Annotated in this window: 17 protein-coding genes and 2 tRNA genes; 12 read left to right on the plus strand and 7 right to left on the minus strand. The window is 52.4% G+C overall.

Features of this window, described 5'->3' with window-relative positions; genetic code table 11:
• The first annotated feature begins 13 nt into the window (after positions 1-13).
• Positions 14-862: an ion transporter gene (locus tag ACVB80_RS05720; RefSeq protein ID WP_481080302.1), complete on the plus strand. Its 849-nt coding sequence runs from the start codon at positions 14-16 to the stop codon at positions 860-862.
• Positions 863-1,146: 284 nt separating this feature from the next.
• On the opposite strand, the gene asd is transcribed toward ACVB80_RS05720, so the two are convergent.
• From asd to yejK, 4 genes are all read right to left on the minus strand, one after another.
• Complete coding sequence (gene asd / locus ACVB80_RS05725) at positions 1,147-2,259, minus strand: aspartate-semialdehyde dehydrogenase (protein ID WP_481080381.1); 1,113 nt, start codon at positions 2,257-2,259, stop codon at positions 1,147-1,149.
• Between the two features lie 144 nt (positions 2,260-2,403).
• Positions 2,404-3,552: a chemotaxis protein gene (locus ACVB80_RS05730; RefSeq protein WP_481080303.1), complete on the minus strand. Its 1,149-nt coding sequence runs from the start codon at positions 3,550-3,552 to the stop codon at positions 2,404-2,406.
• A 66-nt stretch (positions 3,553-3,618) separates the two neighbouring features.
• Positions 3,619-4,848: an Hpt domain-containing protein gene (locus ACVB80_RS05735; protein ID WP_481080304.1), complete on the minus strand. Its 1,230-nt coding sequence runs from the start codon at positions 4,846-4,848 to the stop codon at positions 3,619-3,621.
• Positions 4,849-4,931: 83 nt separating this feature from the next.
• Positions 4,932-5,936, minus strand: a complete 1,005-nt coding sequence (yejK, locus tag ACVB80_RS05740) for a nucleoid-associated protein YejK (protein WP_481080305.1) — start codon at positions 5,934-5,936, stop codon at positions 4,932-4,934.
• Between the two features lie 85 nt (positions 5,937-6,021).
• On the opposite strand from yejK, the gene ACVB80_RS05745 reads away from it, so the two are divergent.
• From ACVB80_RS05745 to ACVB80_RS05780, 8 genes are all read left to right on the plus strand, one after another.
• Positions 6,022-6,249 (plus strand): YejL family protein, encoded by a 228-nt coding sequence (locus ACVB80_RS05745; RefSeq protein WP_481080306.1) that lies wholly within the window; start codon positions 6,022-6,024, stop codon positions 6,247-6,249.
• A gap of 23 nt (positions 6,250-6,272) precedes the next feature.
• Positions 6,273-8,075, plus strand: a complete 1,803-nt coding sequence (locus tag ACVB80_RS05750; RefSeq protein WP_481080307.1) for a DUF3413 domain-containing protein — start codon at positions 6,273-6,275, stop codon at positions 8,073-8,075.
• 76 nt (positions 8,076-8,151) lie between these two features.
• Positions 8,152-8,228 (plus strand) — tRNA-Pro (locus ACVB80_RS05755).
• Between the two features lie 169 nt (positions 8,229-8,397).
• Positions 8,398-8,488, plus strand: a tRNA-Ser gene (locus ACVB80_RS05760).
• A gap of 303 nt (positions 8,489-8,791) precedes the next feature.
• Complete coding sequence (gene yddG / locus ACVB80_RS05765) at positions 8,792-9,712, plus strand: aromatic amino acid DMT transporter YddG (RefSeq protein ID WP_481080308.1); 921 nt, start codon at positions 8,792-8,794, stop codon at positions 9,710-9,712.
• 549 nt (positions 9,713-10,261) lie between these two features.
• Positions 10,262-11,548 carry an HAAAP family serine/threonine permease gene (locus ACVB80_RS05770; RefSeq protein WP_481080309.1) on the plus strand — a complete coding sequence of 429 codons (1,287 nt, stop codon included), beginning with the start codon at positions 10,262-10,264 and terminating at the stop codon, positions 11,546-11,548.
• A 328-nt stretch (positions 11,549-11,876) separates the two neighbouring features.
• Positions 11,877-14,936: an EAL domain-containing protein gene (locus ACVB80_RS05775; protein ID WP_481080310.1), complete on the plus strand. Its 3,060-nt coding sequence runs from the start codon at positions 11,877-11,879 to the stop codon at positions 14,934-14,936.
• Entirely contained in the window at positions 14,933-15,610 is a 678-nt protein-coding gene (locus ACVB80_RS05780) for an SDR family oxidoreductase (protein WP_481080311.1), read from the plus strand. The genes ACVB80_RS05775 and ACVB80_RS05780 overlap by 4 nt, the downstream gene beginning before the upstream one ends.
• On the opposite strand, the gene ACVB80_RS05785 is transcribed toward ACVB80_RS05780, so the two are convergent.
• The gene (locus ACVB80_RS05785) at positions 15,591-17,543 is read right to left on the minus strand and encodes a DNA topoisomerase III (RefSeq protein WP_481080312.1); all 1,953 of its coding nucleotides are present in this window, start codon (positions 17,541-17,543) and stop codon (positions 15,591-15,593) included. The two genes, ACVB80_RS05780 and ACVB80_RS05785, sit on opposite strands and share 20 nt — an antisense overlap.
• Before the next feature lie 216 nt (positions 17,544-17,759).
• A complete protein-coding gene (locus ACVB80_RS05790) occupies positions 17,760-18,308 on the minus strand; it encodes an NAD(P)H nitroreductase (RefSeq protein ID WP_481080313.1) in 549 nt (182 codons plus the stop codon).
• Positions 18,309-19,348: 1,040 nt separating this feature from the next.
• Between ACVB80_RS05790 and ACVB80_RS05795 the strand changes: the two genes are divergently transcribed.
• The gene (locus ACVB80_RS05795) at positions 19,349-19,738 is read left to right on the plus strand and encodes a hypothetical protein (protein ID WP_481080314.1); all 390 of its coding nucleotides are present in this window, start codon (positions 19,349-19,351) and stop codon (positions 19,736-19,738) included.
• Between the two features lie 358 nt (positions 19,739-20,096).
• On the opposite strand, the gene ACVB80_RS05800 is transcribed toward ACVB80_RS05795, so the two are convergent.
• Positions 20,097-22,100, minus strand: a complete 2,004-nt coding sequence (locus ACVB80_RS05800; RefSeq protein WP_481080315.1) for an FAD-dependent oxidoreductase — start codon at positions 22,098-22,100, stop codon at positions 20,097-20,099.
• A gap of 171 nt (positions 22,101-22,271) precedes the next feature.
• On the opposite strand from ACVB80_RS05800, the gene sppA reads away from it, so the two are divergent.
• Together sppA and ansA are read left to right on the plus strand one after the other, a co-directional pair.
• On the plus strand, positions 22,272-24,128 hold the full coding sequence (gene sppA, locus ACVB80_RS05805) for a signal peptide peptidase SppA (protein ID WP_481080316.1): 1,857 nt from the start codon (positions 22,272-22,274) through the stop codon (positions 24,126-24,128).
• 159 nt (positions 24,129-24,287) lie between these two features.
• Positions 24,288-25,301, plus strand: coding sequence for an asparaginase (gene ansA, locus ACVB80_RS05810; protein ID WP_481080317.1), 1,014 nt, complete (start codon positions 24,288-24,290; stop codon positions 25,299-25,301).
• Positions 25,302-25,474 lie beyond the last annotated feature (173 nt).

Raw genomic sequence — 25,474 nt, forward strand, 5'->3', positions numbered from 1 at the left:
TTGAGCAACATTTATGGCCAAGAAACACCCCTTCAAACATCATCTGTATGTGATCATTTTTGGCACCCACACCCCGGGTGGGCGCCGCTTTGATATTGTTCTGATTGCCGCTATCCTTGCCTCACTGACCACGCTGATCCTGGACTCAATCCCCTCGGTCAATCAGGCATACGGCACCTGGCTGCGCTACGCTGAGTATGGCTTTACCCTGCTGTTTACCATTGAGTACCTCGCCCGGATTTACTGCTCCCCCAAACCCCTGGCCTATGCCCGCAGTTTTTATGGCATCGTAGATGTGCTGGCAATCCTGCCGACTTACCTGGCATTCCTGTTCCCGGGGGCTACCTATATGGCGGTGATCCGTCTGCTGAGGGTGATGCGAATTTTCCGGATCCTGAAACTGGTTCGCTTCCTTCAGGACTCTAACCTTCTGTTACGCTCGCTGCTTATGTCACGACGCAAGGTGTTTGTCTTCTTCAGTACCGTCGCCATTCTGGTAACTATCATTGGCGCACTGATGTATGTGGTTGAGGGGCCGGAAAATGGCTTTACCAGTATTCCGCAAAGCATTTATTGGGGCATTGTCACCATCACCACCGTCGGTTACGGCGACATCGTTCCCCAGACAGTACTGGGTAAAGGCCTTGCCGCACTGACCATGTTGCTCGGTTACTCCATCCTGGCCGTCCCGACCGGTATCATCACCGCAGAACTCAGCCAGGAAATCGCCGCCCACCGCGCACTGGTCAAATGCCCAAACTGCTCCCAGAGCGGACACGAAACAGATGCGATGTACTGTAAGCATTGTGGCGGGGAACTGGCGACACCGGGGGAACGGGTGGTACCGGTGAAGCGGAGGTAGGTGCTGGGTGCTGGGTGCTGGGTGCTGGGTGCTGGGTGCTGGGTGCTGGGTGCTGGGTGCTGGGTGCTGGGTGCTGGGTGCTGGGTGCTGGGTGCTGGGTGCTGGGTGCTGCAAGATGTTTTCACTGCCCCTTAATGAAATCAATCACTGAAAATAAATTTCTCACATAACATTCAACGATCTCCCCCAGGGCCTAGAGCCCAGAACCTTAAAACAAAAACGCACCACCCTCCCAGGCAGTGCGTTTTCCAAATTCAGCTGCATAAACGAAGCGTGAGCCCCGCTTACTTCTCCGCCAAAATAATCCGCAGCGTACGGCGCAGTGGTTCGGCAGCGCCCCACAACAGCTGGTCGCCAACGGTGAAAGCATTGAGGAAGTCGTCACCCATCGACATCTTGCGCAGGCGGCCTACCGGGATGGACAGAGTGCCGGTTACTTTAGCCGGGGTCAGCTCCTGAGCGGTGATGTCGCGCTCGTTCGGGATCACTTTTACCCACTCATTGTGGGTCGCGATCATCTCTTCGATCTCATCCATTGGCACATTTTGCTTCAGTTTGATGGTCAATGCCTGAGCGTGACAGCGCATCGCACCGATACGTACACAGGTACCGTCGATTGGCACAGGTGAATCCTGAAGGCCAAGGATCTTGTTCGCTTCCACACCCGCTTTCCACTCTTCCTTGCTCTGGCCGTTGTCGCGCTTCACGTCGATCCATGGGATCAGTGAGCCCGCCAGCGGAACGCCGAACTGGTCAACAGGGAATGAAGAGGAGCGCAGGGTATCGGCCACTTTCTTGTCGATATCCAGGATAGAGCTTGAAGGATCTGCCAACTCAGAGCTGACACAATCGTTCACGACACCCATCTGAGAGATAAGCTCGCGCATATTTTTGGCACCAGCGCCGGAAGCTGCCTGATAGGTCATGGCACTCATCCACTCAACCAGACCTTTTTCATACAGGCCGCCCAGTGCCATCAACATCAGGGAAACGGTACAGTTACCGCCTACAAAAGTGTTAGTGCCAGAATGGATGCCCTGTTGGATCTGAGCAAGGTTAACCGGGTCCAGCGTAATGATGGAGTCTTCTTTCATCCGCAGGGTAGAAGCGGCGTCAATCCAGTAACCTTTCCAGCCTGCGGCGCGCAGTGCCGGGTAAACTTTTTCCGTATAGCCACCACCCTGACAGGTGATTACCGCGTCGAGCTGTTTCAGGCTGTCAATATCAAAAGCATCCTGGAGCAGACCGGCATCTTTACCATAGTTTGGTGCATCAATGCCCACCTGCGAAGTACTGTAAAATACCGGCTCAATCAGGTCGAAATCCCGCTCTTCAACCATTCGCTGCATTAGTACGGAGCCTACCATACCACGCCAGCCGACCAGACCTACTCTCATCATTCTTACGCTCCTTGTGTATAAAACAGATATCCTCCATCTATAAAAGGTTACGCGAATGAAAACAACCTTTTTCAGCGAAAAAGTGTAAATAGTCGTTGTGAAGCGGAAAAACCACAGCTTTTCCGCTTATAAAGGCGGGTGTCAGGAGTTCTTACTTACTTTTTTGCCCATCAGATAACCAAGGCCAAACGGCGCAAAGAAGATCACCAGTACAAACAGGATGAAGTAAATCAGCACGCTTTTGATGAGTTTGGTCAGCTCCTGAAGAGCCAGTTCCACCACATCTTTGGAGAGTTTGTCCAGGTCCTGGGTCATCAGAGCCCTTTGCTCAGCGACCACCAGCGCGATTTCCCCCCGCTCACGGGCCACCATTTCGTCAAGGGCTTTGCGCTCTTCAGTCAGCTTAGACATCTGCTCTGTAGTCATGGCATCGAGATCTTTGAGCAGGGGCTGCAGCTCCCTGCCCATCTCTTTTGCTAAATAACGCATGTATTCCGGGTTATTTTGTACGAAGTCCTGGAATTTGTAAGAAGTCTCAGTGATGCTGTCGAGGGTCTGGTTGAGCTTCTCACCACTGACGGTACTGTTCATGGCGATCAGTTCTGCTTTCCAGCCCATGATTTTTGGCGTCTGCTCAGAAACCAGACTCAGCCGGTCTGATACATCGCCAAGAGCTTCCGGCATGGTGCCCAGAGTGGTAACCGCTTCTGTATCATCAATTTCCTGATACGCCAGCCAGTCATTAAACGCCGGCGTGCGGCGGAACCAAATCCTCTCGAACGGGTGTTCACGAACAAACTCATGCACAAATCCCCGGCTGGACTGGTAGCTCTGCTCACCCAGAATCCGGCGTGCCAGGCCATCCACCTGCTCTGACAACAGCTTGCTGGTAGTCAGTGCATCTTCACTGGCGAACAGGGTTTTGCCATTTCCGGAAGCAAAAAACTGCTCCATCTGCAGGGTAAACACCCAGGTATCGATAAGGCCTGCTGTCGGGGAGACCTGATAAGCAGCATTCTGCATCCCTTCAAGGGCGTAGATCTGCCAAATCAGCAGGTTGGACTGATTGATTTTGTCATCAGAAGGGTAAAGCGCCGAAATGCGCTCGGCAGAGTCTTCTACCTGAGTAAAAAAGGTTTTTGCGTATTCGCGGGTAAGAATACGCATATTGAGTTCCTGCTGCGTCAGCGGCGTTGTTTGAGAGTCCAGCTTAACCTCAAGCAGTGAACATGCGGACAAAGCATAAACCATCGCTATAGTCAGCGCCCATTTGAACGGATGAGTTGTCATTTTCGTGCCTGTATCGGGTGATCCGGCGCTATTCTAGTCTTTCTTTTGGCCGGGGTATATCGCTTATCAAACCTTTTGTTGCTCAACCAAATAGCTGCGAACCTGGTCCACCACTTCCCCGAGTGTTTTTTCAAGTTCGCCCAGCTGCTCATCACTCAGCTGTCCGCCCTGCCTGAGCTCCAGCTCATAATCCTGCGCTATGGTTTTCATAGCAGCCGCGCCAAGGTTACCCGAGATCCCTTTCAGGCTGTGTACTGTTCGTATCGCTCCCTGCAGATCAGTATGAAGCTGCTCTTTAAGTTTAGCGGCATCTTCAGCATGGTCCTGCAAAAACACCTCCAGTACCATGTTCACCGACTCCTGATCATGGTCAAACGTATCAAGAACATATTCAACATCAAATACCAGTTCCGGAGTTGCTGGCTCCTGCTCCACAACAGGCTTTGAAACCGCACGGGATGAAGGCACAAATTCCGGAAGCTGAGGCTCTGAAACATCGACATCGGCAACAACCGCTGTCACCTCCCCGGCGACCCGCACCGGTTTGGCAGACCTGCGCTGCCAAAAAAGCAGCCCAAGCAGCAGCGCTGAAGAAAGTGCTCCCCAACCGGTGGCAATGACCATCTGAAGGCGTTGCATGGAAGCCAGTGCCTGATTCAATTCGGTCGCCAGCGAAGGACTGAGAAGTTCATCCGCCAGACGCCCGGCCTGCGCGTGCTGCGCCAGTACCCGCGAAGCTTCTGAAAGCAAACGCCGGAACTGTTCACGATAAGGGGAAGGAAGCTGGCCGGATTCAAGCAACAGTACTTCAAGCGCCTGATAACTGATAGGACGCTCACTGTGGTCCGCGCTCAGAGCGCTGAACATATACGCGGCCAGCTGATAGTATGAGTTTCGGGCAGCCACTGGCATCGTCTGGTTCCACTGTGCCTGCTCCAGTTCATCGGCAAGAGCCTCAATGCCGGACTGCAGCGCGACAAACCCGCGAACTCTTTCAAGATAACGGTCTACCGAATAGAAGAAGTGGCTCATATCCGGGCTGAAGCTTACCTCCTGCATGTTACCTTCAAGCTGGTAACGGACGGAGCGAACAATCTGGGCACTGAGGGCAACCCGGTCCTGCTGGCGGCTTTTCAGACTGGGCGGCATAGAAAGGCTGTGGCGCAGCTCCTCAAGCTGAGCGGAGAGAAGCGAGAACTTGAGCTCCTGCTGATAACCGGCATACAGACGCATCCCGGCCATGGCGGAAAAGGCAATCCAGACCAGTACACCAATTAATAACCCTCGTCCTGCCATAACTGTCCTTATTCCTGCTATTCGCGCATTCCATCATAACCGCGGGATATAACAACGGAGCCATTACGGCTCCGCCTTAACTACTAAGAGTTTCTGCGTGTCAGCTGATCGCGCAGATTCGGTGGTGTCCCTTTGATGGTCAGCGTATCGCTTTCCGGATCGTAGAACACCCGCTCGCCAAGCAGCATGGCATCAAAGTTAACCGATACGCCGCCACCAGCACCAACAAACTTGGTCAGTTTGCGTACTGCGGTGCGGTCTGCCGGAAAACTTTCTTCTAATTCATAGCCTTGCTCTTTAGTGTAGTCCAAAAAGCTGGTGCCGTCTGAGCTGGCTGGCAGTTCACCAGACAGTTCCTGGATCATCACCTCATCACCGGCTTTCAGCTGTTCTGTACAGTACTCGGCAACCTGCTTGCGGTAACTGACCGCTTCTTCTTTTTCCAGCTTGGAGTCACTGCAAAAATCTTCCACCGCCTGCATCAGGATCTGGTTTTGCTGTTTGGTATCCAGCCCCACTTCCGCCTGCAGGAAATCCAGGAAGAAATCCGAAACCTTACGGCCAACCCGGCCTTTAATAAAGGTCAGGTAACGGTTGGATTCCGGATCAGAAAAGTAAACAGAGAGGTCAATTCTTGCTGCTATGTCCATTTTGCTGATGTCCAGGTAGTCGGTCGCACTCACTTCCAGTCCTTCTGTCACTTTCAGGCTCTGGTTGGATGGCAGCACGCCAATAAACAGATAGTCAGTCGCAAGTGACTGATATTCAGCCATAACCAGAATGCCTTCATCAGCAAACGGGTATTTAGCCAGCTCATTTTTCAGACGGGTTGCGCTCTGCTGAGAAAAATCATAGAAGTCTCTCTCATCCTGGCGAAATTCTTGCAACCATAGCTTAAATTCGCTGTCGGAACTAAACGAACCAAAGCCTTTTCCCGCTTTGCTGTTAAAGACACGGTGCAGCTCGGCAACCAGATTTTCGGTTGAAGCAGAATGCTCAAGAGCGGTTTCCCGGAAATGAACGACCAGTTCATCCTGATCGTTTTTGACCAGCTGGTGAAGTATGACGTTGGAAAGATTCAGGCTCATAGTGAATTTAGTTTACGTTGAGGTTTCAGTTGAACGAGAGAGTAGGTTATCATAAGCCGCTTTCACTATCATTAGCAGAGTCTTTATGCCTATTACATCTAAATACAGCGATCAACAAGTTGAAACCATTCTTGCGGAAGTCGCCGCGGTACTGGAAAAACACGGGGCAAACAGTGAGCTTTCCCTGATGATCGCAGGAAATATCGCAACCAATGTCTTAAATCAAAGCGTTGCACCTTCACAACGTAAAGCAATTGCTGAAAAATTTGCTCAGGCACTGATTTCTTCTGTAGACGACAGTAAAAGCCACTAAACACAAATAAGAACGAAAAATAAATGGTAGATAGCGAAAACACATACGGTCAACGGGTTTCCCGTCTGGTGAGTTGGGGGCACTGGTTTGCCTTCTTCAACATTATTGCTGCAATGCTGATTGGTACCCGCTATATCACTCAGTCACCATGGCCGGAATCCTTCCTGGGGCAAACCTACCTTGCTGTTTCATGGGTAGGTCATTTCAGCTTCCTGATTTTCGCTATCTACATTTTGGTTCTTTTCCCGGTCACCTTTATCCTGCCTTCACGCAAGCTCTACCGCTTTGTCGCGGTCTGTTTTGCTACCGCAGGACTGACAGGCCTGTTACTCGATACTCAGGTCTATCAGCAGATGCACCTGCATATCAATCCGGTGATCTGGGAAATGCTGACCAGCAAGGAAGGCAATATCGTCCCGGAATGGCAGCAGCTGTTTATCGTGGTACCGGTCATCTTCCTGCTGCAGCTGGCTCTGTCTGAGTGGGTATGGCGCAAACAGCGCCGTCTGGCTCACAAACACGTCGGTCGCCCGCTTGCCGCGGTACTGTTTACCTGCTTTGTCGGCAGCCATCTGATGTATGTCTGGGCGGATGCCTATTTCTATGGCCCGATCACCAGCCAGCGCGCGAACTTCCCGCTCTCTTACCCGATGACCGCCAAGAGCTTCATGGAGCGCCATGGCCTGCTCGACCGTAGTGAATATCTGGAAAGGCTGGAAGATTACACCGGTGAAACCAAACTGGTGAAATACCCGCTCGAACCGCTGCAGTACAACAGCCGTGGTGACCGCTATAACCTGCTGGTCGTGATGCTGGATAACCTTCGTGCCGATACCGTCAGCGAAGAAAAAACACCAAACCTGTATCAGTTTGCCCAAAACAGCCAGTACTTTACTAACCACTACAGCGCCAGTAACGACATGTACGGTGTGTTTGGTCTGTTTTACGGACTGCCAAGCAGCTATGCCGACAGTATTAAAGCTCAGGGCGACATGCCGCTGATGCTTTCAGAGCTGAAAGACAAAGACTACCAGTTTGGCCTGTTCAGTGGTGATAACTTCGATGATGACCTCTACCACGAGACCATCTTCCGCACCATTACTCAATCAGAAACCGTTGACGAAGAAACCAGTGATGTTAAGGCCATCAGCAAATGGCAGGACTGGATGGCAACGGATCCGTCGCAGCCATGGTTTGGTTACATCGAACTCAACACCATCGCTGACTATGAGTCGTTCCAGATGTTATCAGAGGTGAAGAGCCTGAATCCGTCAGAGCGCGTAAAAGCGGCTTACCATAAGTCCGTAACCAGCGCCGATCAGATGGTAAAAAACATCCTCGACACTCTTGAACAGTCAGGACTGATGGAAAACACCGTGGTGGTATTCACATCAAACCACGGCACAGAATTTAATGACACCAAGACCAACTCCTGGGGCTCAAACAGCAACTACAGCCGCTACCAGCTCCAGGTGCCGATGATTGTCCACTGGCCGAATACCGAAGCTCAGGTGTTCACCCATAAGACCAGCCACCTGGACTTCCCGGCGACCATTTTGAACGAGCTGATCGGTGTGTCCTCGAATCCGAAAGATTTCAGCAGCGGTAAAAATCTGTTTGATAAAGAGAACCGCCAGTGGATCATCGCCGGTGACCGCCGTGAAGTCGCGATCATCACCGACAAGCGCACCACAGTGGTCGACAAGTTTGGTAACTACAAAGTCTATGACGCTGAGTACAAACGTCTGGACGATGCCAAACCCAAGCTGTCCATCCTGCTTCAGGGACTGTCTGAACAGAAGCGCTTCTTCAACGAAGGTGAATAAAAATCAGTCACTTGAGTCACATTTCAGCCAAAAGTGATTGACGATATATGTCCGGCTGCATAACATGATTTTCAGTCGGACTGTAGCGCAGCTTGGTAGCGCACTGTCATGGGGTGTCAGGGGTCGCCGGTTCAAATCCGGCCAGTCCGACCATTATTTAAGCCCGCAGCTTTTTAAGTTGCGGGCTTTTTCATATCCATGAAAAGTGTTCAACAAAGCGGCACTCAAACAAAAATCGACGTCAATTGCGCATAATTGCAGCAAACAGACAAATCAGGGGTTTACAAGTCCCCAGCCCCCTATTATTATGCGCACCAACAACGGAGAGATGGCTGAGTGGTTGAAAGCACCGGTCTTGAAAACCGGCATACGTTAATAGCGTATCTAGGGTTCAAATCCCTATCTCTCCGCCACATTCTAAAAAAACCGCTAATCATTTAGCGGTTTTTTTTCGTCCTGAGATCGCGGAAGCAGGGATTTGAGTAAATCCCCCTGTTCCTTGTCTGGCTCCGCCTCATTCAAAGATACCGCTGTGAAGACAGCGTTTTTTTTCGTCTCCTGATTCGTGGAAACAGGGATTTGAAGCAAATCTTGCTCTTCCCAGTCTGGCTTCAACACCATTCAGAACACGGAAGGAATTGCGTGATCAACATCACACCTTTTCAAACTGGCATCTCTCAGGTAGATTAAGCTCTTTTGCTGTGTCGGTATTCCCTGTGTCTTCTCAATCCCGCTATACCCTGTTTGGCGTTATCGCCGTTTTACTCTGGAGCTGTCTGGTGGCTTTTGCCCGGGGCGTGGCTGAGCACCTGGGGGCTGTTGGGGGCGCGGCAAGTATGTACACTGTCGCCTCGCTGATGCTTTGGGCTGTTGTGGGCATGCCGGACTGGAGGAAGATATCCTGGCGCTACGTGTTGATTGGCGGGGCGCTATTTGCTGCCTACGAAGTCTGTCTGTCACTCTCGCTGGGCTTTGCCGACAACCGGCTGCAGGCAATAGAAGTATCGGTAGTAAACTACCTGTGGCCTGCTCTGACGGTTCTGATGGCCGTGCTGCTTAGCGGCAAAAAAACCAATCTTCTGCTCTATCCGGCTATCGCCGTGGCATTCTCCGGGGTGGTGATTGCGGTCAGTGGTAACAGCGGTCTTTCATTAAGTGGCATGGCCGAAAACGTAGCACATAATCCGCTTGTTTATGCGCTGGCCTTTACCGGCGCGTTTCTGTGGGCGTTCTACTGCAACTTCACCCAGCGCCAGCGCTCAAAGCAAAATGCCATTGCGCCGTTTTTTATGCTCACCGCACTGGTACTGTGGGTGAAATACGCCATCACAGATACTCCTCCTATGGAATGGAGTCCGGCTGCTTTTGGCTACCTTTTTGCTGCCGGTTCGGTGATCGCCGGAGGCTATGGTCTGTGGAACATCGCCATCATGCGCGGCAACATGGTACTGCTCGCCACCATTTCCTACTTCACCCCTGTCTTCTCTACCCTGTTTTCAGCCCTGTTTTTGCAGGTTTCACTGCCTGCCAGCTTTGTGCCAGGTGTACTTATGGTGACCCTGGGATCACTGATGTGCTGGCGATTAACCCGCAACAAACCGGCTTCAACGGCTCAATCTGCCGATCAAAACACATAATTCATTAACAAACCATTCAACACCAGAGTTTATGAATGAAAGGATTCCATTTTCCAACGCTTTCACTCAGCCCCATAAAGACGGGGCTAAACCAATAAGTCAGCTAAATGCAATTAGGGAACAAGGGTCAAATCTCCATTATTTAAAAGCAAACCATTCATGTGAAAAATGTTAACTTAAAACGCATACGAAACACTCAAACAATCCGCACATTGTTCTGGATCAATTTTTGTATCACGTCGAATCCCCTATACTTCGCTCCGTCTTTTGGATTCTATTGGTTTTAGAAGGTTTTTTTTAATTCAGCGATATTCAGGCAGACTATATTGACAGCTTAATGCCGCACGGACTCACAATTAATACCAAACAATGAAGTTGGTATAAGACCACGGAATCGTCTTCGCGCTGATATCCAGCGCCGTCATCAATAATGTTCCCAACCCATTTATTTCCCTTAACAGGGCGGGTCTGCTTTTGCCTCGCGAAACATGGAAGAGAAACAACTGGATCCTTTGACGCGATAAATCACCGTTTAGAGGAGAGTCCTTAATGGACGCAGTAAAAGACAACACTCTTGAAATCGCACAGCCAAAAGCATCTGGCTGGAGCAAATCTGACACCGTTTGGGCACTGGGCCTGTACGGTACCGCTGTAGGTGCCGGTACTCTGTTCCTGCCAATCAACGCCGGTGTTGGCGGCCTGATCCCGCTGCTGGTTATGGCGGTACTGGCTCTGCCTATGACCTACTTTGCTCACCGTGGCATGACCCGCTTTGTACTGTCGAGCTCTAACCCGGGCGCAGACATCACCGAAGTAGTAGAAGAGCACTTTGGCGCAGGCATGGGTAAACTGATCACCCTGCTTTACTTCTTTGCTATCTACCCAATTCTGCTGGTTTACTCAGTAGCACTGACTAACACCGTTGAAAGCTTTATGACCCAGCAGCTGGGTATGGCGTCACCTGGCCGCGCCCTGCTGGCTCTGATGCTGATCGTTGGCCTGATGGCTATCGTTCGTCTGGGTGAGCAACTGATCATCAAAGCCATGAGTATGCTGGTATTCCCGTTTGTGGCAGTACTGCTGATGCTTGCTCTTTACCTGGTTCCTGAATGGAACGGCGCTATCTTCGAACAGGTTATCCCTGAAGGCGGCTCTATCGGTGGTGTAGGTATGGCTATCTGGCTGATCCTGCCGGTAATGGTATTCTCGTTTAACCACTCTCCGGTTATCTCTTCTTTTGCGGTTGCCAAGCAGAAAGAGTACGGCGCAAATGCAGAGAAGCAGTGTTCAAAAATCCTGGCGATTGCACACGTAATGATGGTTGCTACCGTAATGTTCTTCGTATTCAGCTGTGTACTGAGCCTGTCTCCGGCGAACCTTGCTGAAGCGAAAGAGCAGAACGTATCTATCCTGACTTACCTGGCGAACCACTTTAATACCCCGGCTATCGCTTATGCGGCACCAGTTGTTGCTATCATCGCGATCACCAAGTCATTCCTGGGCCACTACCTGGGCGCAGTAGAAGGTCTGAACGGTCTGGTACTGAAAGTGACCCGCGAGCGTGGCAAGCAGGTTTCAAACAAAGCACTGAACAGCTTCAGCGCACTGTTTATGCTGGTCACCACCTGGCTGGTAGCCACCCTGAACCCAAGCATTCTGGGTATGATTGAGAGCCTGGGCGGCCCAATCATCGCTACCCTGTTGTTCATCATGCCGATGTACGCAATTCACAAAGTACCGGCGATGAAGAAGTATTCAGGCAAACTGAGCAACGTATTCATCACCATCATTGGTCTGGTGTCTATCTCTGCGATTTTCTACACCCTGGTGCAGTAATTCTCCGCAGATAAACAACCGCTAAAGTCCTGGCACTAATGCCAGGACTTTACTTATCCCCTCACTATCTTCCTGCTTTCCCAATCCGGCACTTCCCGTCAATCCCAACATACAGAAACACCATAATGGTGAGCTGCATGATAAATAGTTCCTTCTTGATCAGTTCGGTTCACAAAGCCTCCCTGTGCCTGTGATACCGTCGCAATGGGCTCTGCAGGCACCAAACGAGGTACGGTTAACAAAATGCTAATTTAGCACTCTGATCCTGACACAAAACACTATATCTTAAATGCCAGACTGACAGGGAACACAGTTGGGAAGAGGTTAAATGAACAAGGATGCCAGCGCCGGACGGAACGGCGATTTAAAGACCATCGGCGTGATCCTGCCGATGCTGAGCGGATTCTACATGGGCGAAATCACCGCAACGCTGAGGGAGCTCGCTATACGCCACCGCTTCAACCTTGTGCTGATCCGTACCGGTCATTATGGCGATTTTGAACTGCCACTGGCGATTAACCAGCTCGACGGTCTGATGGTGGTACTGCACAGCGCCGCCGATAACCTTATCGTCCAGGCCCTGGACCGCCGGATACCGGTCATGTCCATTGGGGCCAGCTATGCCCCCCTTGAAGTCGAGCAGATCACCAGCGACCAGAGCCAGGGGATAGCCCTGCTTTACCAGTGGCTGCTGAGCCAGGGCCACGAAAAAATCGGCTTTTGTGGTGACCTCAATATCAACGATATCCGGATGCGTTTTAAAGCCTATCAGAGCCAGCTGAACCGATACGGACACGACTTTTGTTCCAGTTCTCTTTTTAATGTACTGGATGCCTCACTGGCAGGTGGCCGGGAAGCAGCAGCTCAATGGCTCTCCCATGATAAGCCCTGCAGCGCGGTCATTTGCGCGACCGACTACAACGCCATCGGCATGATGGAGAAACTCACCCAGCAGGGGATCCGGGTTCCGGAAGACGTAGCAGTCGTCGGCATAGACAATATTTTCCTTGGCGCACACAACACTCCTCAGCTGACCAGTATCGACCAGCAACTGCAAAACCTGACCCACAGGGCTACAGAGCGGCTTCTTCAGCGTATCAACGGGGAGCCGTTTAATCCTGACATTATCCAAATCCCCCAGACTCTGGTGGTACGCGAATCCTGCGGTGCTCCGGCTTCCATGCGCACAGACCCGAAAGACTTCTGCTCTGTTCGTAAAGAGCTGGTCGCCCATTCAGAACGCTCTCCGGCTGAGGTTTTTGAAGCCATTTATTCCCAGGCCAGATCCGGCTTCGATTCACTGCTCAACCTGCACGGTTTATACAACACCAGTATGAAATGGGCCTGCTATGCCACCACCAGCCAGGGAAAGTATCGGATTTCCCGGCTATCACAACGGGGGGACAGTTACGCGCGCGAGCTGAGCAAACCTGAAGAGGGAATAACTCAGGACTTTCCGTCCAGTCAGGTTGAAGCAGCCCATAAGCCAGAACACTCGATACAGACTATTATCCCTGTCTCCAGCGGTGAACCCGGTCAGTTTGAGCTGCTGGCCCTGACCGACAATCTGAATAATGCGTGTGCCACCCGGGATTACGCCATGCTCAATAACTACCTGGACATGTTGTCGCTGTTTCTTGAGCGTGATGCCCTGCTGGAAACCACCCGCGCCCGGCAGAAGCACTCCCAGGAACTGCTGAGCCAGCTTCAGCTGGTCTCGAGCACCTCCAATGACGGGATCTGGGACTGGGATCTGACCACCAATCAGCTCAACTGGAACAGCCGCCTGGTGGATATTCTCGCCCTCAACTCTGCCCCCGGACAAAATGCATTTCACAGCGAGAACCTGTTTAACTGCATCCACCCGGACGATGTACCTGAGCTGGAAAAGAGCCTTTCGGAGCACCTGCTCAACGACGCCCCGTTCAACGGTACCTTTCGTGCACGGCGGCGGGATGGCAAGTATCTCTGGCTACAGATAAACGGCGCTTCAATCCGGGACAGAAACAACAAACCGATCCGGCTGATAGGTTCAGTCACCGATATCACCCAGCAAAAACGCAGCGTGGAAAAGATCCATAAAATGGCTTACTACGACGCACTCACCGGAGTACCGAACCGGCGGATGGTCACCAAAACCCTGCGCAGCAAAATCGAAAACCAGCCCCAAAGATCGCTGGCCGTGATGATGATGGATCTCAACCGGTTCAAACTGGTCAACGACAGCTTTGGCCATGATGTTGGTGACGCGGTGCTGTGCCACGTTGCGGCCAAAGTCAAAGCGACCATGCGCAAAGATGATATCTGCGCCCGGCTCGGCGGAGACGAATTTCTGTTTGTCTGCCAGATTGACCACCCCGACCAGGCGCGTGACATCGGGGCCCGCATTCTGAAACAGGCGGAAATCCCACTTCACCATAATGAACTGGAGCTGTGCAGCAAAGGCAGCATCGGTATCGCGCTGTATCCGCAGGACGCCACCGCGACCGATGAACTGATCAAAAAGGCTGATATGGCGATGTACCAGGCCAAACAGTTCCGCAGCCGCCAGCTGATGTTTTATAACCCGGATATGGACGGGCAAAGCCACCAGCAGATTTCCATTGAGCAGGGTCTCATTAAAGCACTGGATAACGATGAACTCGATGTCTGGTATCAGCCACAAATCGATGTCGCCACGGGCGGATACTACGGAGCCGAAGCTCTGGTCCGCTGGAACTCCCCCGACCATGGCATGGTCTCCCCTGCCAGTTTTATTCCTGTTGCGGAAGAGTGCGGGCTTATCGGGCGAATCGGCACTTATGTCCTTGAACGGGTGTGCCGGGATATAAACAGTGGCCAGCTTGACCAGTATGCCAAAATCTCAATCAACGTCAGCTCCCGCCAACTGAGTCAGGCAAGCTTTGCCGACCAGGTCATCCAGACGATTCTCAGCTTTGGCCTGCCACCTGAACGGCTCTGCGTCGAAATCACCGAAACCAGTGTTTTTGCCGACTTTGAGCACGCAGAGGTAAACCTGATGAAGCTGTCATCTGCCGGGCTGGGCATTGCGCTCGATGACTTTGGCACCGGCTATTCGTCCCTCTCCCTGCTCAAACAACTCCCTCTGACCGAAGTCAAAATAGACCGTTCATTTATCCATGAACTGGTCAGCGACAGCGCCAGCCAGATTCTGGTCAGCTCAATCATCACCATGAGCCATGGCTACGGCTATAAGGTCACGGCCGAAGGTATTGAGACTCCGGAGCAGGCCGCCGCCCTCGCCGGACTCAACTGCGATAACGCCCAGGGCTACTATTATGCCCGCCCCCGCCCGCTGAGCGGTTTACCCCGCTCCGGGGATGCGCCAGAATATGAGCAAAACAATAAATCAGAGGCACAACCATGAATCACGTACTCATCACCGGTGCAAACCGGGGTATCGGTCTGGCGTTGACCCGGCTTTACCTGCAAAACGGCTGGAAAGTTACCGCCACCACCCGCTCTCCTGCTGCAGAACTCGGTGAACTGACCGCAGACCCAAACCTGACCGTCATTAGTCTGGATGTGACCGACTACACCGCCACAGCCAGACTGGCACAAAGCCTGGAGCCGGTGGATCTGCTGATCAATAACGCGGGTTACTACGGCCCGAAAGGCTACGGCTTTGGTAACACCGATGTGGAAGAGTGGCGCAAAGTAATGGAAGTGAACACCATCGCCCCGCTCAAACTGGTCGAGACACTGTTCCCGCTGTTGGAGAAAGGCAAACTCAAGACCATCGCCTGTCTCTCTTCCAAAGTGGGCAGTATGACCGAGAACACCTCCGGCGGCGGCTATATCTACCGCTCATCCAAAGCTGCACTCAACTCAGTAGTGAAAAGCCTGCACAACGACCTGTCCCCTCAGGGCTATAAAGTGGTCGCGCTGCATCCGGGCTGGGTACAAACTGAAATGGGTGGGCCGAATGCGCTGATCAGTACTGAGGCTTCTGCGCAGGGGCTTTTCTCGGTTATTGAAGGGCTGACAGCAGAACAAAGCGGCGGATTTTTCGATTACACCGCTACTTCGCTGCCCTGGTAGTGCGCTTTTTCGCCGGGCTTTTCCGGCGTTTTTTGTATGCCGGGCGCTCAACCGGCGGCAGATGACGCAGGGATTCCGGCACCGGCGAGGTTTTCACCCGCTCCATCAGGTTACCGATGTTGCTCTCCAGCGCCTGCATAAACGGCTGATAAGCCTGGTTACGCTCGGCCATGCCGGTCAGCTGGTGTTCCCAGTGTGCGGTCATGTCCGGATAAGTAGACTCAGGCGGAAGCGCATGGATCAGGCCACGCCCGGCAGGCGTGCTTAAGATAGACTTGCCCTGGCGTGAGAGCAGCTTGCGCTTAAACAGGGTATCCAGAATACCGGCCCGGGTCGCTTCGGTGCCGAGGCCATCGGTCTCTTTAAGGATCTTTTTCAGCTCTTTATCGGCAACAAAACGGGCGATACCCGTCATCGCCTGCAGCAGGGTCGCTTCAGTAAAGTGTTTCGGCGGCTCGGTTTTACGGTCTTTGATCTCCCCTTCCCGGCAGGTCAGCACCGTCCCTTTAGCAAGTGGCGGCACTGCATCCACCCCGTCTTCATTCTGCTCCGCCTGTTTGCCCATCAGGGCTTTCCAGCCCGGCTTAATCATCTGCTTGCCTTTGGCAATAAAGCAGCCCCCGGCGATATCGAATACAAGCTTCGATTCGCTGAACAGCGCCGGCGGATAGAACTGGATCAGGTACTGGCGGGCAATCAGCTGGTAGACGTTCATCTCCTGTCCGGACAGGGCATTCACCGACGCCTTTTTCGGCGTGGGAATAATGGCGTGGTGAGCGTCCACTTTGCTGTCGTTCCAGGCTTTGGATTTGATGCTGAGATCCGCGCCACTGACACCGGACTGCAGCTCTCTTGCGTTATTGGCAATCGCCTCACACACCGATGGTGCCTGACCGAAGTGGTCCTTAGGCAGGTAACGACTGTCTGAACGCGGATAGGTGATCAGTTTGTGCTTCTCATACAGGCTCTGACAGATATCGAGCACCTGCTGAGCACTGAGGCCATAGCGTTTGGCGGCATCGATCTGCAGCGCAGAAAGCGAGTAAGGCAATGGCGCAAACTGGTTGGTCTGCTTCTGCTCAGATTCGGTAACGGTAGCTGGCTGGCCCTGGATCCGGCTGGCGACGGTTTCCACCAGCCTGCGGCTCAGTACCCGCCCTTCTTCATCCTGCCACGGCTTACACGCTTCACTCGGCTTCCAGCGGGCGCGGATATCAAAAGCGTCACCCTGCTCTGGCTGATAAGGAATAAGCGCGTGCAGGGTAAAGTAATCCTTCGGCACAAAATTCTCGATCTCTTCATCGCGGCGAACCACCAGCCCCAGAACCGGAGTCTGAACCCGGCCTACAGAGAGCACGCCCTGATAACCGGCTTTTTGCCCCAGCAGGGTATAAGCGCGTGACATGTTCATGCCATACAGCCAGTCCGCCCGCGAGCGGGCCAGCGCGGAAACCGACAGCGGAATAAACTCGCGGTTGCTGCGCATCCCGGAAAGGGCGCGTTTAACCGCGGGTAAGTTAAGGTCGCTGATCAAAAGGCGCTGCATGGCCTCTTTTTTGGTTTTGGATACTTTGCAGTGCTCGATAACCTCATCCACCAGCAACTGCCCCTCACGGTCAGGGTCTCCGGCGTGAACGATCTGGTCGGCCTGTTTGAGCAGTTTGCGCACCACAGTGAGCTGCTTGCTCGCCGTTTTACGGGGCTTCAGCTGCCACTGCTGCGGAACGATTGGCAGGTCACCCATGTTCCACTTTTTATACCGCTCGTCATAAGCATCCGGCTCCACCTGCTCCAGCAGATGACCGATACACCAGGTGACGATATCGCCATTGCCACAGCGGATATAACCCTGCTCGTTTTTCTGAGGTTTAGGCAAAGCGGCGGCAATAGCGCGCCCAAGGCTGGGTTTTTCGGCGATAAACAGTCTGCTCATCAAAGGGTTCCGCAAATAAAAATCACCGCCCCATTATCAATGGTGACGGTGAAATTGCAATAAAAGACTGTATTTATAGACAGGTATTATTCACGCTGTCCACCAGCCAGCAGTCGCCATGCTGACACGCATAAACCCATCCATGGGGCTTCATCGTGCCGTCCTGGCACGAAGAGTCTGCCTGACGACTACTGACCGGTTCGTAACGGGTTGGCTCTAGAGGTACTCAACATACTTCGCCAGGTCGCGCTTCGGCGCGCCCATCGGCGTACAGCCCGGCGTTCCAAGGTAAAGGAAACCAACGATCTGGTCGTCTCCTTCCAGGCCAAACGCCTTATGCACTTCCGGATGGAACATCAGCGGACCTGAACGCCAGATCCCCTGAAATCCCTGCGCTACCGCTGCCATCTGCATCGCCTGTACAGCGCAGCCAGCGGAAAGGTGTTGCTCAAAAGCAGGCACTTTAGGGTGTTCAGAGACTTTGGCAATCACGGTGATCACCATAGGTGCACGTGAAGGAGCATTCCCCGCTTTCTGAACGGCAATCTCATCAGCGCCATCGGCTTTGGCAGCCTGCGATAAGATTTCGCCAAGTTTGGCAAGGCCGTCCCCTTCCGCAATAACAAAACGCCATGGAGTCAGCGCGCCGTGGTCCGGAGCCCTGAGCCCGGCGCGGATAATATTCTCTAACACTGCCCCCTGCGGAGCGGGTTCAGAAAGGCGGGCAATTGAGCGTCGGTTGAGCAGTAATTCGAGTGCATCCATTTTGAAATCCTTATAGTTTTTTAAAACGATAGCACAAGAGAGGGGCTTTATCGCCACTGAGATTTTGGGGTTAATTAGTGGGAACTGGTCGGCTTCTCAGAAGGCGTCAGGAGATCCCGGCTCGCGCCTGCCTCTGAGTGTGTAATTATGTTCAGGGGAGCGCGTCCGGGACGACGAATACAATAAATTAAGAAAAAACGGTCATCCCGGGCTCGACCCGGGACCTCATGAAGCGATCCGTAAACCCAATAAGATCACCGCCCAAAACAGCATGAACTGTCCGCCAGTACCAGCTTGTTGCATGCCACTCCCATCACCACACCCACTGTGTCACCCTGAACTTGATTCAGGGTCTGCTGACAAGGTGCTGTGTTGGTTATGCGTTAGCAACACACTGAAATAACGGAAATTGTTAATGTCAGGCCTTGCAGGAAAAAGGCAAGTGCTGACTCGTTTGTGCCCCGAAATGAGCTACGGAACTGAATTGTACTCGTTTAATTCTTACATGCTACTCAGTGTGGCGTACCCGAAATGCGAACCTAACTTTTTCGGATACGGTTTGATCAGAGTTTGAGTGCAGTCAATTGGTTATACCTAATGAGTACGTCAATACACTTATTGATGCAAATCTAATAGCAATCCTCACATTCAAAACGTTTAACTCATTGAATGATAATAATAAAGGGAGCAAACTAGAGGCATCACTAATCCAGAAAGCATTGTGCGTGTAGGGTGAACATGAATCAAGCCGAGTTATGGAAATCAATAGAGTTGGAACTACTAGCTGCTTATAAGTTGCTACCGGACACAGTTGTCGAATCGGATAATGGCTATAGAGAAGAAGATTTTCTGTCGTACATTGAATCGAATGAGTTGTTATTAGCGATGGAAGAGTTAGATTGCGTAATAGAGGACAATCCTAGCCCATCAGAGCAGTTTTGGATTCACCTTATAAAGGCATCAAAAATGATGGGGAATAGGCATTTGGTCAAGTATAAGTCTATATTGAATGCCACAAGAAAGAGCATACAGCGTAGAACATGAAAGCAAAACTATTAAGCACGGAAGGTACTTACCTTGAGGCCACTCTAGAGATTGAAGGCCAGCGTTATTGTGTAATGGATGAAGTCACCATAGACAGTGATAGCAAGGCAGTGGCAGGTGAAGCATTCAACTTTGAATTTTCTAATATGCTAGATGACGATGAGTCTTGGGAGTCAATGTTTCAGTCTAATCCAGAAAAGAAAATGTGCCTTGAGCAGATCAAGGGCTGGAAGTACAGAGCTTATGGAAAGATCGTTTCGATAAATCCGGTGAAAGTGGACTGTGGCATATTGGTTGAGGAGGATGTTCTACATACCAATGATCCTAAGGTTATTGGGGAGTACGTTGAGTTTACTATCAGTAGACTCGGTGGGTATGTCATCTAGTTAATGTCATGGTATGTAAGTGATGTGTGACTAATCTGGTAGTGAAGTATACCCCTCAAAACGTATCACACTTGCTAATCGTGCTCCTCGGTCTCCATATAGAGGTGGTACAAAGCTCAGAATTGCACCATTATTAAGTTGTTGATATTAAATGATTTACACTTGATAGCTTGCAATCGAGAGTTCGAATTTTCTAAAGATATCTATGTACTCTTTTTAACACGTTTCGTGCGCCGCTAACTCATTTCTGTCCAAAAGAAACTTTGGTCATACCACGCGCTGACTATACGATCAAACCAACACAACAAAAGCTGCCAGATCACACAAACTCTGGCAGCAATTCAAATAGCGGCCGACATTACAACTCAATCGCCGTCAACACCCCCTGCCGTACAGCCCTCACCGCATCCAGCTCACCGGCTTTGTCCGCACCGCCAATCACATGCAGCTTGTCGCCCATCTCCGGCCACATCTCTTCGAACGGACGTACCGATTCCTGCCCGGCGCAGATCACTACAGTATCTGCGTCCAGCAGTTCCTGTTTGCCTTTACGGGTGATATGTAATCCCTGCAGGTCGATCTTGTCGTAACTGACGCCGCCGAGCAGATGAACACCGCGCTTTTCCAGCGTTCGTTTATGGATCCAGCCGGTGGTTTTGCCCGGGCCTTTCCCTACCCTGCCCTTGCGGCGCTGGAGCAGCCAGACGGTTTTATCACTCGCTTCATCCGGGAACGGGTAAAGCCCTCCCGGGTGAGCGATGTCCTTATCGATGCCCCATTCGTGCAGCCAGTCATCGAGATCATGGCCCTGCGGCTCAGTCAGCATAGAAGCGACATCCACTCCGATACCACCCGCACCAACGATAGCAACCTTACTGCCGACAAATGTCTTCTCACGGATCAGGGTCTGGTAATCGACGACTTTATCCTGATCATCAATCCCTTCAATCTCAACCCTTCGCGGCTCTACCCCGCTTGCCAGCACGACTTCATCGTACTGATCCAGCATGTCATAGGTCGCTTCGGTTTCCAGCCTAAGGTTTACCCCGGTTTCATCAATCCGGTTGGCAAAGTAGCGAATGGTCTCGCGGAACTCCTCTTTACCCGGGATCTGCATCGCCAGGCGGAACTGTCCGCCGATGCGGTCACTCTTCTCAAACAAGTCCACCTCATGCCCGCGCTCTGCCGCTGTGGTCGCACACGCCAGCCCGGCAGGGCCTGCGCCAATCACCGCTACCCGTTTTTTGCTGGTTGCCGGCTGCACCACAATTTCTGTCTCATAACAAGCGCGCGGATTGACCAGGCAGGTCGCCCGCTTACCTTTAAATACGTTATCCAGACACGCCTGGTTACAGCCGATACAGGTGTTAATCAGTTGCGCCTGTTCTCGCTCTGCCTTGGCAACAAACTCCGGGTCAGCCAGGAATGGCCGGGCCATTGAGACCATATCGGCCTGACCGGATTCGAGGATCTTTTCTGCTTCATCCGGGGTATTAATCCGGTTACAGGTGATAACCGGAATGTTGAGGTAGGGTTTCACTTTCTCCGTCACCCAGGTAAAAGCACCACGTGGCACCTGAGTGGCGATGGTCGGGATGCGCGCTTCATGCCAGCCGATACCGGTATTGATGAGCGTCACCCCCGCCCGCTCCAGTGCCTGAGCCAGCTCCACCACTTCATCAAAGGTGCTGCCCTGTTCGACCAGATCCAGCATCGACAGGCGGAAGATAATGATGAACTCTTCGCCCACGGCTTTGCGGATCGCTTTCACCACTTCCAGCGGAAAGCGGGTACGGTTCTGATAACTGCCGCCCCAGCTGTCATAACGCATATTGGTCCGGGCACAAATAAACTGATTGATCAGGTACCCCTCTGAGCCCATGATCTCTACCCCGTCATACCCGGCCAGTTGCGCCAGGGTCGCACTGTTGGCAAACGCGTCGATGGTTTTGAAGATCTGCTTTTCACTCATCTCACCCGGTGCGAACTTGGCAATCGGTGCCCTGATAGCAGAAGCACTTTGGGCAAAGGGATGCATCGCATAACGCCCGGCGTGTAGCAGCTGGAGGGCAATCTTGCCGCCGTGCTGATGCACGGCTTCTGTCACCACCTTATGTGCTTTGGCATGCCTGGGCTTGCTGAACTCCGCACTGAGCGGATGCAGCCGGCCGCGCAGGTTTGGGGAAAAGCCACCTGTCACAATAAGGCCCACTCCGCCTTTAGCCCGCTCTGCGTAGAAAGCGGCCAGCCGGTCGAGGCCCTTTTTATCTTCTTCCAGTCCGGTGTGCATGGAGCCCATCAGCACGCGGTTTTTCAGTTGGGTGAATCCGAGATCCAGAGGTTTCAGCAAGTTCGGGTACATAGGCAGACATCACTTTATGTTTTTATCATTGTGGTCAGACCACACTACAAGTAATCACACAAAATATCAAACATGCGTTTACATTTTTATAACACGCATCATTTTCTGTGTTCATCAAACTGCAAATAACGTAGGATGAGCACAAACGGAAAGCACCTGAAAAGGCAGACCATGAAGAAACTATTCAAATTTATCGGTATGATTTTTAAGGGGATATGGAAAGTACTTAACTTTATCCGTGTCGCCATTTTCAACCTGTTTTTTATTTTTATCCTCGCTGCGGTTTACTTTGGCATCACCTCGCACGGTGAGAAGAAGGAACAACCGACTGTTAAAGAGTCCTCTGCACTGGTGCTCAACCTCTCCGGCCCGATCGTAGAGCAGGGAACCTACATCAACCCTATGGATTCTTTCACCGGCTCACTGTTTGGCCAGGAACTGCCACGTGAGAACGTCCTGTTCGACGTGGTGGAGTCAATCCGCTATGCAGCAGAAGATGAAAACGTCTCCGGTCTGGTACTGGCACTGCGTGAAATGCCGGAAACCAACCTGACCAAACTGCGCTACATCGCCAAAGCGATCAACGAGTTTAAAGCCAGCGGCAAGCCGGTGTTTGCTATCGGTGATTTCTACAATCAGAGCCAGTACTACCTGGCGAGCTATGCCGACAAGGTGTACATGGCTCCGGACGGAGGCGTGCTGATCAAAGGCTACGGCGCGTACAACCTCTACTATAAAGACCTGCTGGAGAACCTGGACGTCAACACACACGTGTTCCGTGTCGGTACTTACAAGTCTGCGGTTGAGCCGTTTACCCGCAACAGCATGTCTAAAGAAGCCAAAGCAGCAACTTCTGCCTGGCTGACCCAGATGTGGGATGCCTACATCCATGATGTTGCCCTTAACCGCGATATCGAGCCAAAGACCCTGACGCCAAACGAGCGTGAGTTTCTTACTCAGCTGAAAGCCGTCGATGGCGATGTAGCCAAACTGGCACTGAACCTTGGCCTGGTTGATGAGCTTGGCACCCGCCAGCAGGTACGCAAAGCCCTGATTGAAGAGTTTGGCAGTAACAGTAACGACAGCTTTAAGCACATCGGTTACTACGACTACCTGGCCACGATGAAGAGCAAGCCACAGAACGCGGACTCTGACGTAGCAGTGATCGTTGCCAGCGGCGCAATCATGGATGGCTTCCAGCCACGCGGCACCGTCGGTGGTGACAACATCGCTTCTTTCCTGCGTGATGCCCGTACCGATGACAAAATCAAAGCCGTGGTACTGCGTGTTGACAGCCCGGGCGGCAGTGCGTTTGCATCAGAAGTGATCCGCAATGAACTGGTGGCCCTGAAAGAAACAGGCAAGCCGGTGGTGATCTCCATGTCGAGCCTGGCCGCTTCCGGCGGTTACTGGATTTCAATGAGCGCGGACAAGATCATCGCCCAGCCAACCACACTGACCGGCTCTATCGGTATCTTCAGTGTGCTGACAACGTTTGAAAAAGGCCTGAACAAGTACGGTATTCACAACGACGGTATCGGTACTTCTCCGTTCTCCGGTGTAGGTGTGACCCGCGGCCTGACCAAAGGTGCCTCAGAAGCGATTCAGCTGGGTATCGAGCACGGTTACCACCGTTTCACCGGCCTGGTAGCAGACAACCGTGGCATTGATAAAGCGAAGATGAGCAGCATTGCCGAAGGCCGTGTCTGGACAGGTAAAGACGCACTGAAACTGGGCCTTGTTGACCAGATGGGCGACTTTGACGATGCACTGACGACTGCTGCAGAGCTGGCACAGCTGGAAGAGTACAACGTGTACTGGATGGAAGAGCCGCTGTCTCAGGCAGAACTGTTTATCCAGGAGCTGATGAAGAACGTCAGCGTCTCACTGGGACTGGATGTACAGAGCCTGATGCCTGCTGCGCTGCAGCCTGCGGCAAAACAGCTCTCTTCTGATTTGAGCATGATGAGCAGCTTTAACGACCCGCGCGGCCAGTACGCGTTCTGCCTCAACTGCCAGACAGAGTAAAGGTCAAGCCCTGCCGGTGTTATTTGGTCAATAAACAGGCACTTATCACCGGCATTTCGTCAGGCTGTTACCTGATTCAAAATAGGCGCAACTGCGCCTGTTTTTGTTTTTACCTTTCCCCTATAATCGCGCCACTGTTCCCGTTCAAGTCCTCAAGCTATGTCTAAGAAACACATTTATATCGCCTATACAGGCGGCACAATCGGCATGCAAAAATCCGATCACGGCTATATCCCTGTCGCTGGTTTTATGGATAAGCAACTGCAAAGCATGCCGGAGTTTCACCGTCCGGAAATGCCTGACTACACCATCCATGAGTATGAGCCGCTGATCGACTCATCTGATATGACTCCGATGGACTGGCAGCAGATCGCTGACGATATTCGTGCCAACTACGACAAGTATGATGGCTTTGTGATCCTGCACGGCACCGACACCATGGCATACACTGCCTCTGCGCTGTCATTCATGCTCGAAAACCTGGGTAAACCGGTTATCGTGACCGGGTCTCAGATCCCGCTGGCGGAGCTGCGCTCTGACGGCCAGGCTAACCTGCTTAATGCCCTGCATATCGCGGCGAACTACCCAATCAACGAAGTAACGCTGTTTTTCAACAACCAGCTGATGCGCGGTAACCGCAGCACCAAGTCTCACGCGGACGGTTTCAACGCCTTTACTTCCCCTAACCTGCCACCACTGCTGGAAGCGGGTATCAACATTCAGGTACAAAACGGCATTGAGATTAATGCCCAGCCTGAAGGCGAATTCAAGGTACACACCATCACTCCGCAACCAATCGGCGTGATCACCATGTACCCGGGCATTTCACACGAAGTGATCCGCAACACCCTGCTTCAGCCGGTCAATGCCATGATCCTGCTGACCTTCGGCGTGGGCAACGCCCCGCAGAATCCTGAACTGCTTGGCCACCTGAAAGACGCTTCAGAGCGTGGTGTTATCGTAGTGAACCTGACCCAGTGTCTGGCAGGCAAAGTCAACATGGGCGGCTACGCCACCGGCTGTGCCCTGGCCGACTCCGGCGTGATCAGCGGTTTCGACATGACCCCGGAAGCCGCACTGGCCAAACTGCACTTCCTGCTGAGCCAGGGCCTTGGCTATGAAGAAGTCAAAGCTAAGATGCATCAGGTGCTGCGTGGGGAGATGAGCTTATAATCTCAGCAGATGCTGAATATAAAGCGAATACATAAAGAGCGAGGCGTGTTGAACGGCTCGCTTTTTTAATGGGCGCTGGGCGCTGGGCGCTGGGCGCTGGGCGCTGGGCGCTGGGCGCTGGGCGCTGGGCGCTGGGCGCTGGGCGCTGGGCGCTGCAAGATGTTTTTACTTTA

The organism is Vibrio sp. 9-16B-A1 (genome assembly GCF_056726165.1).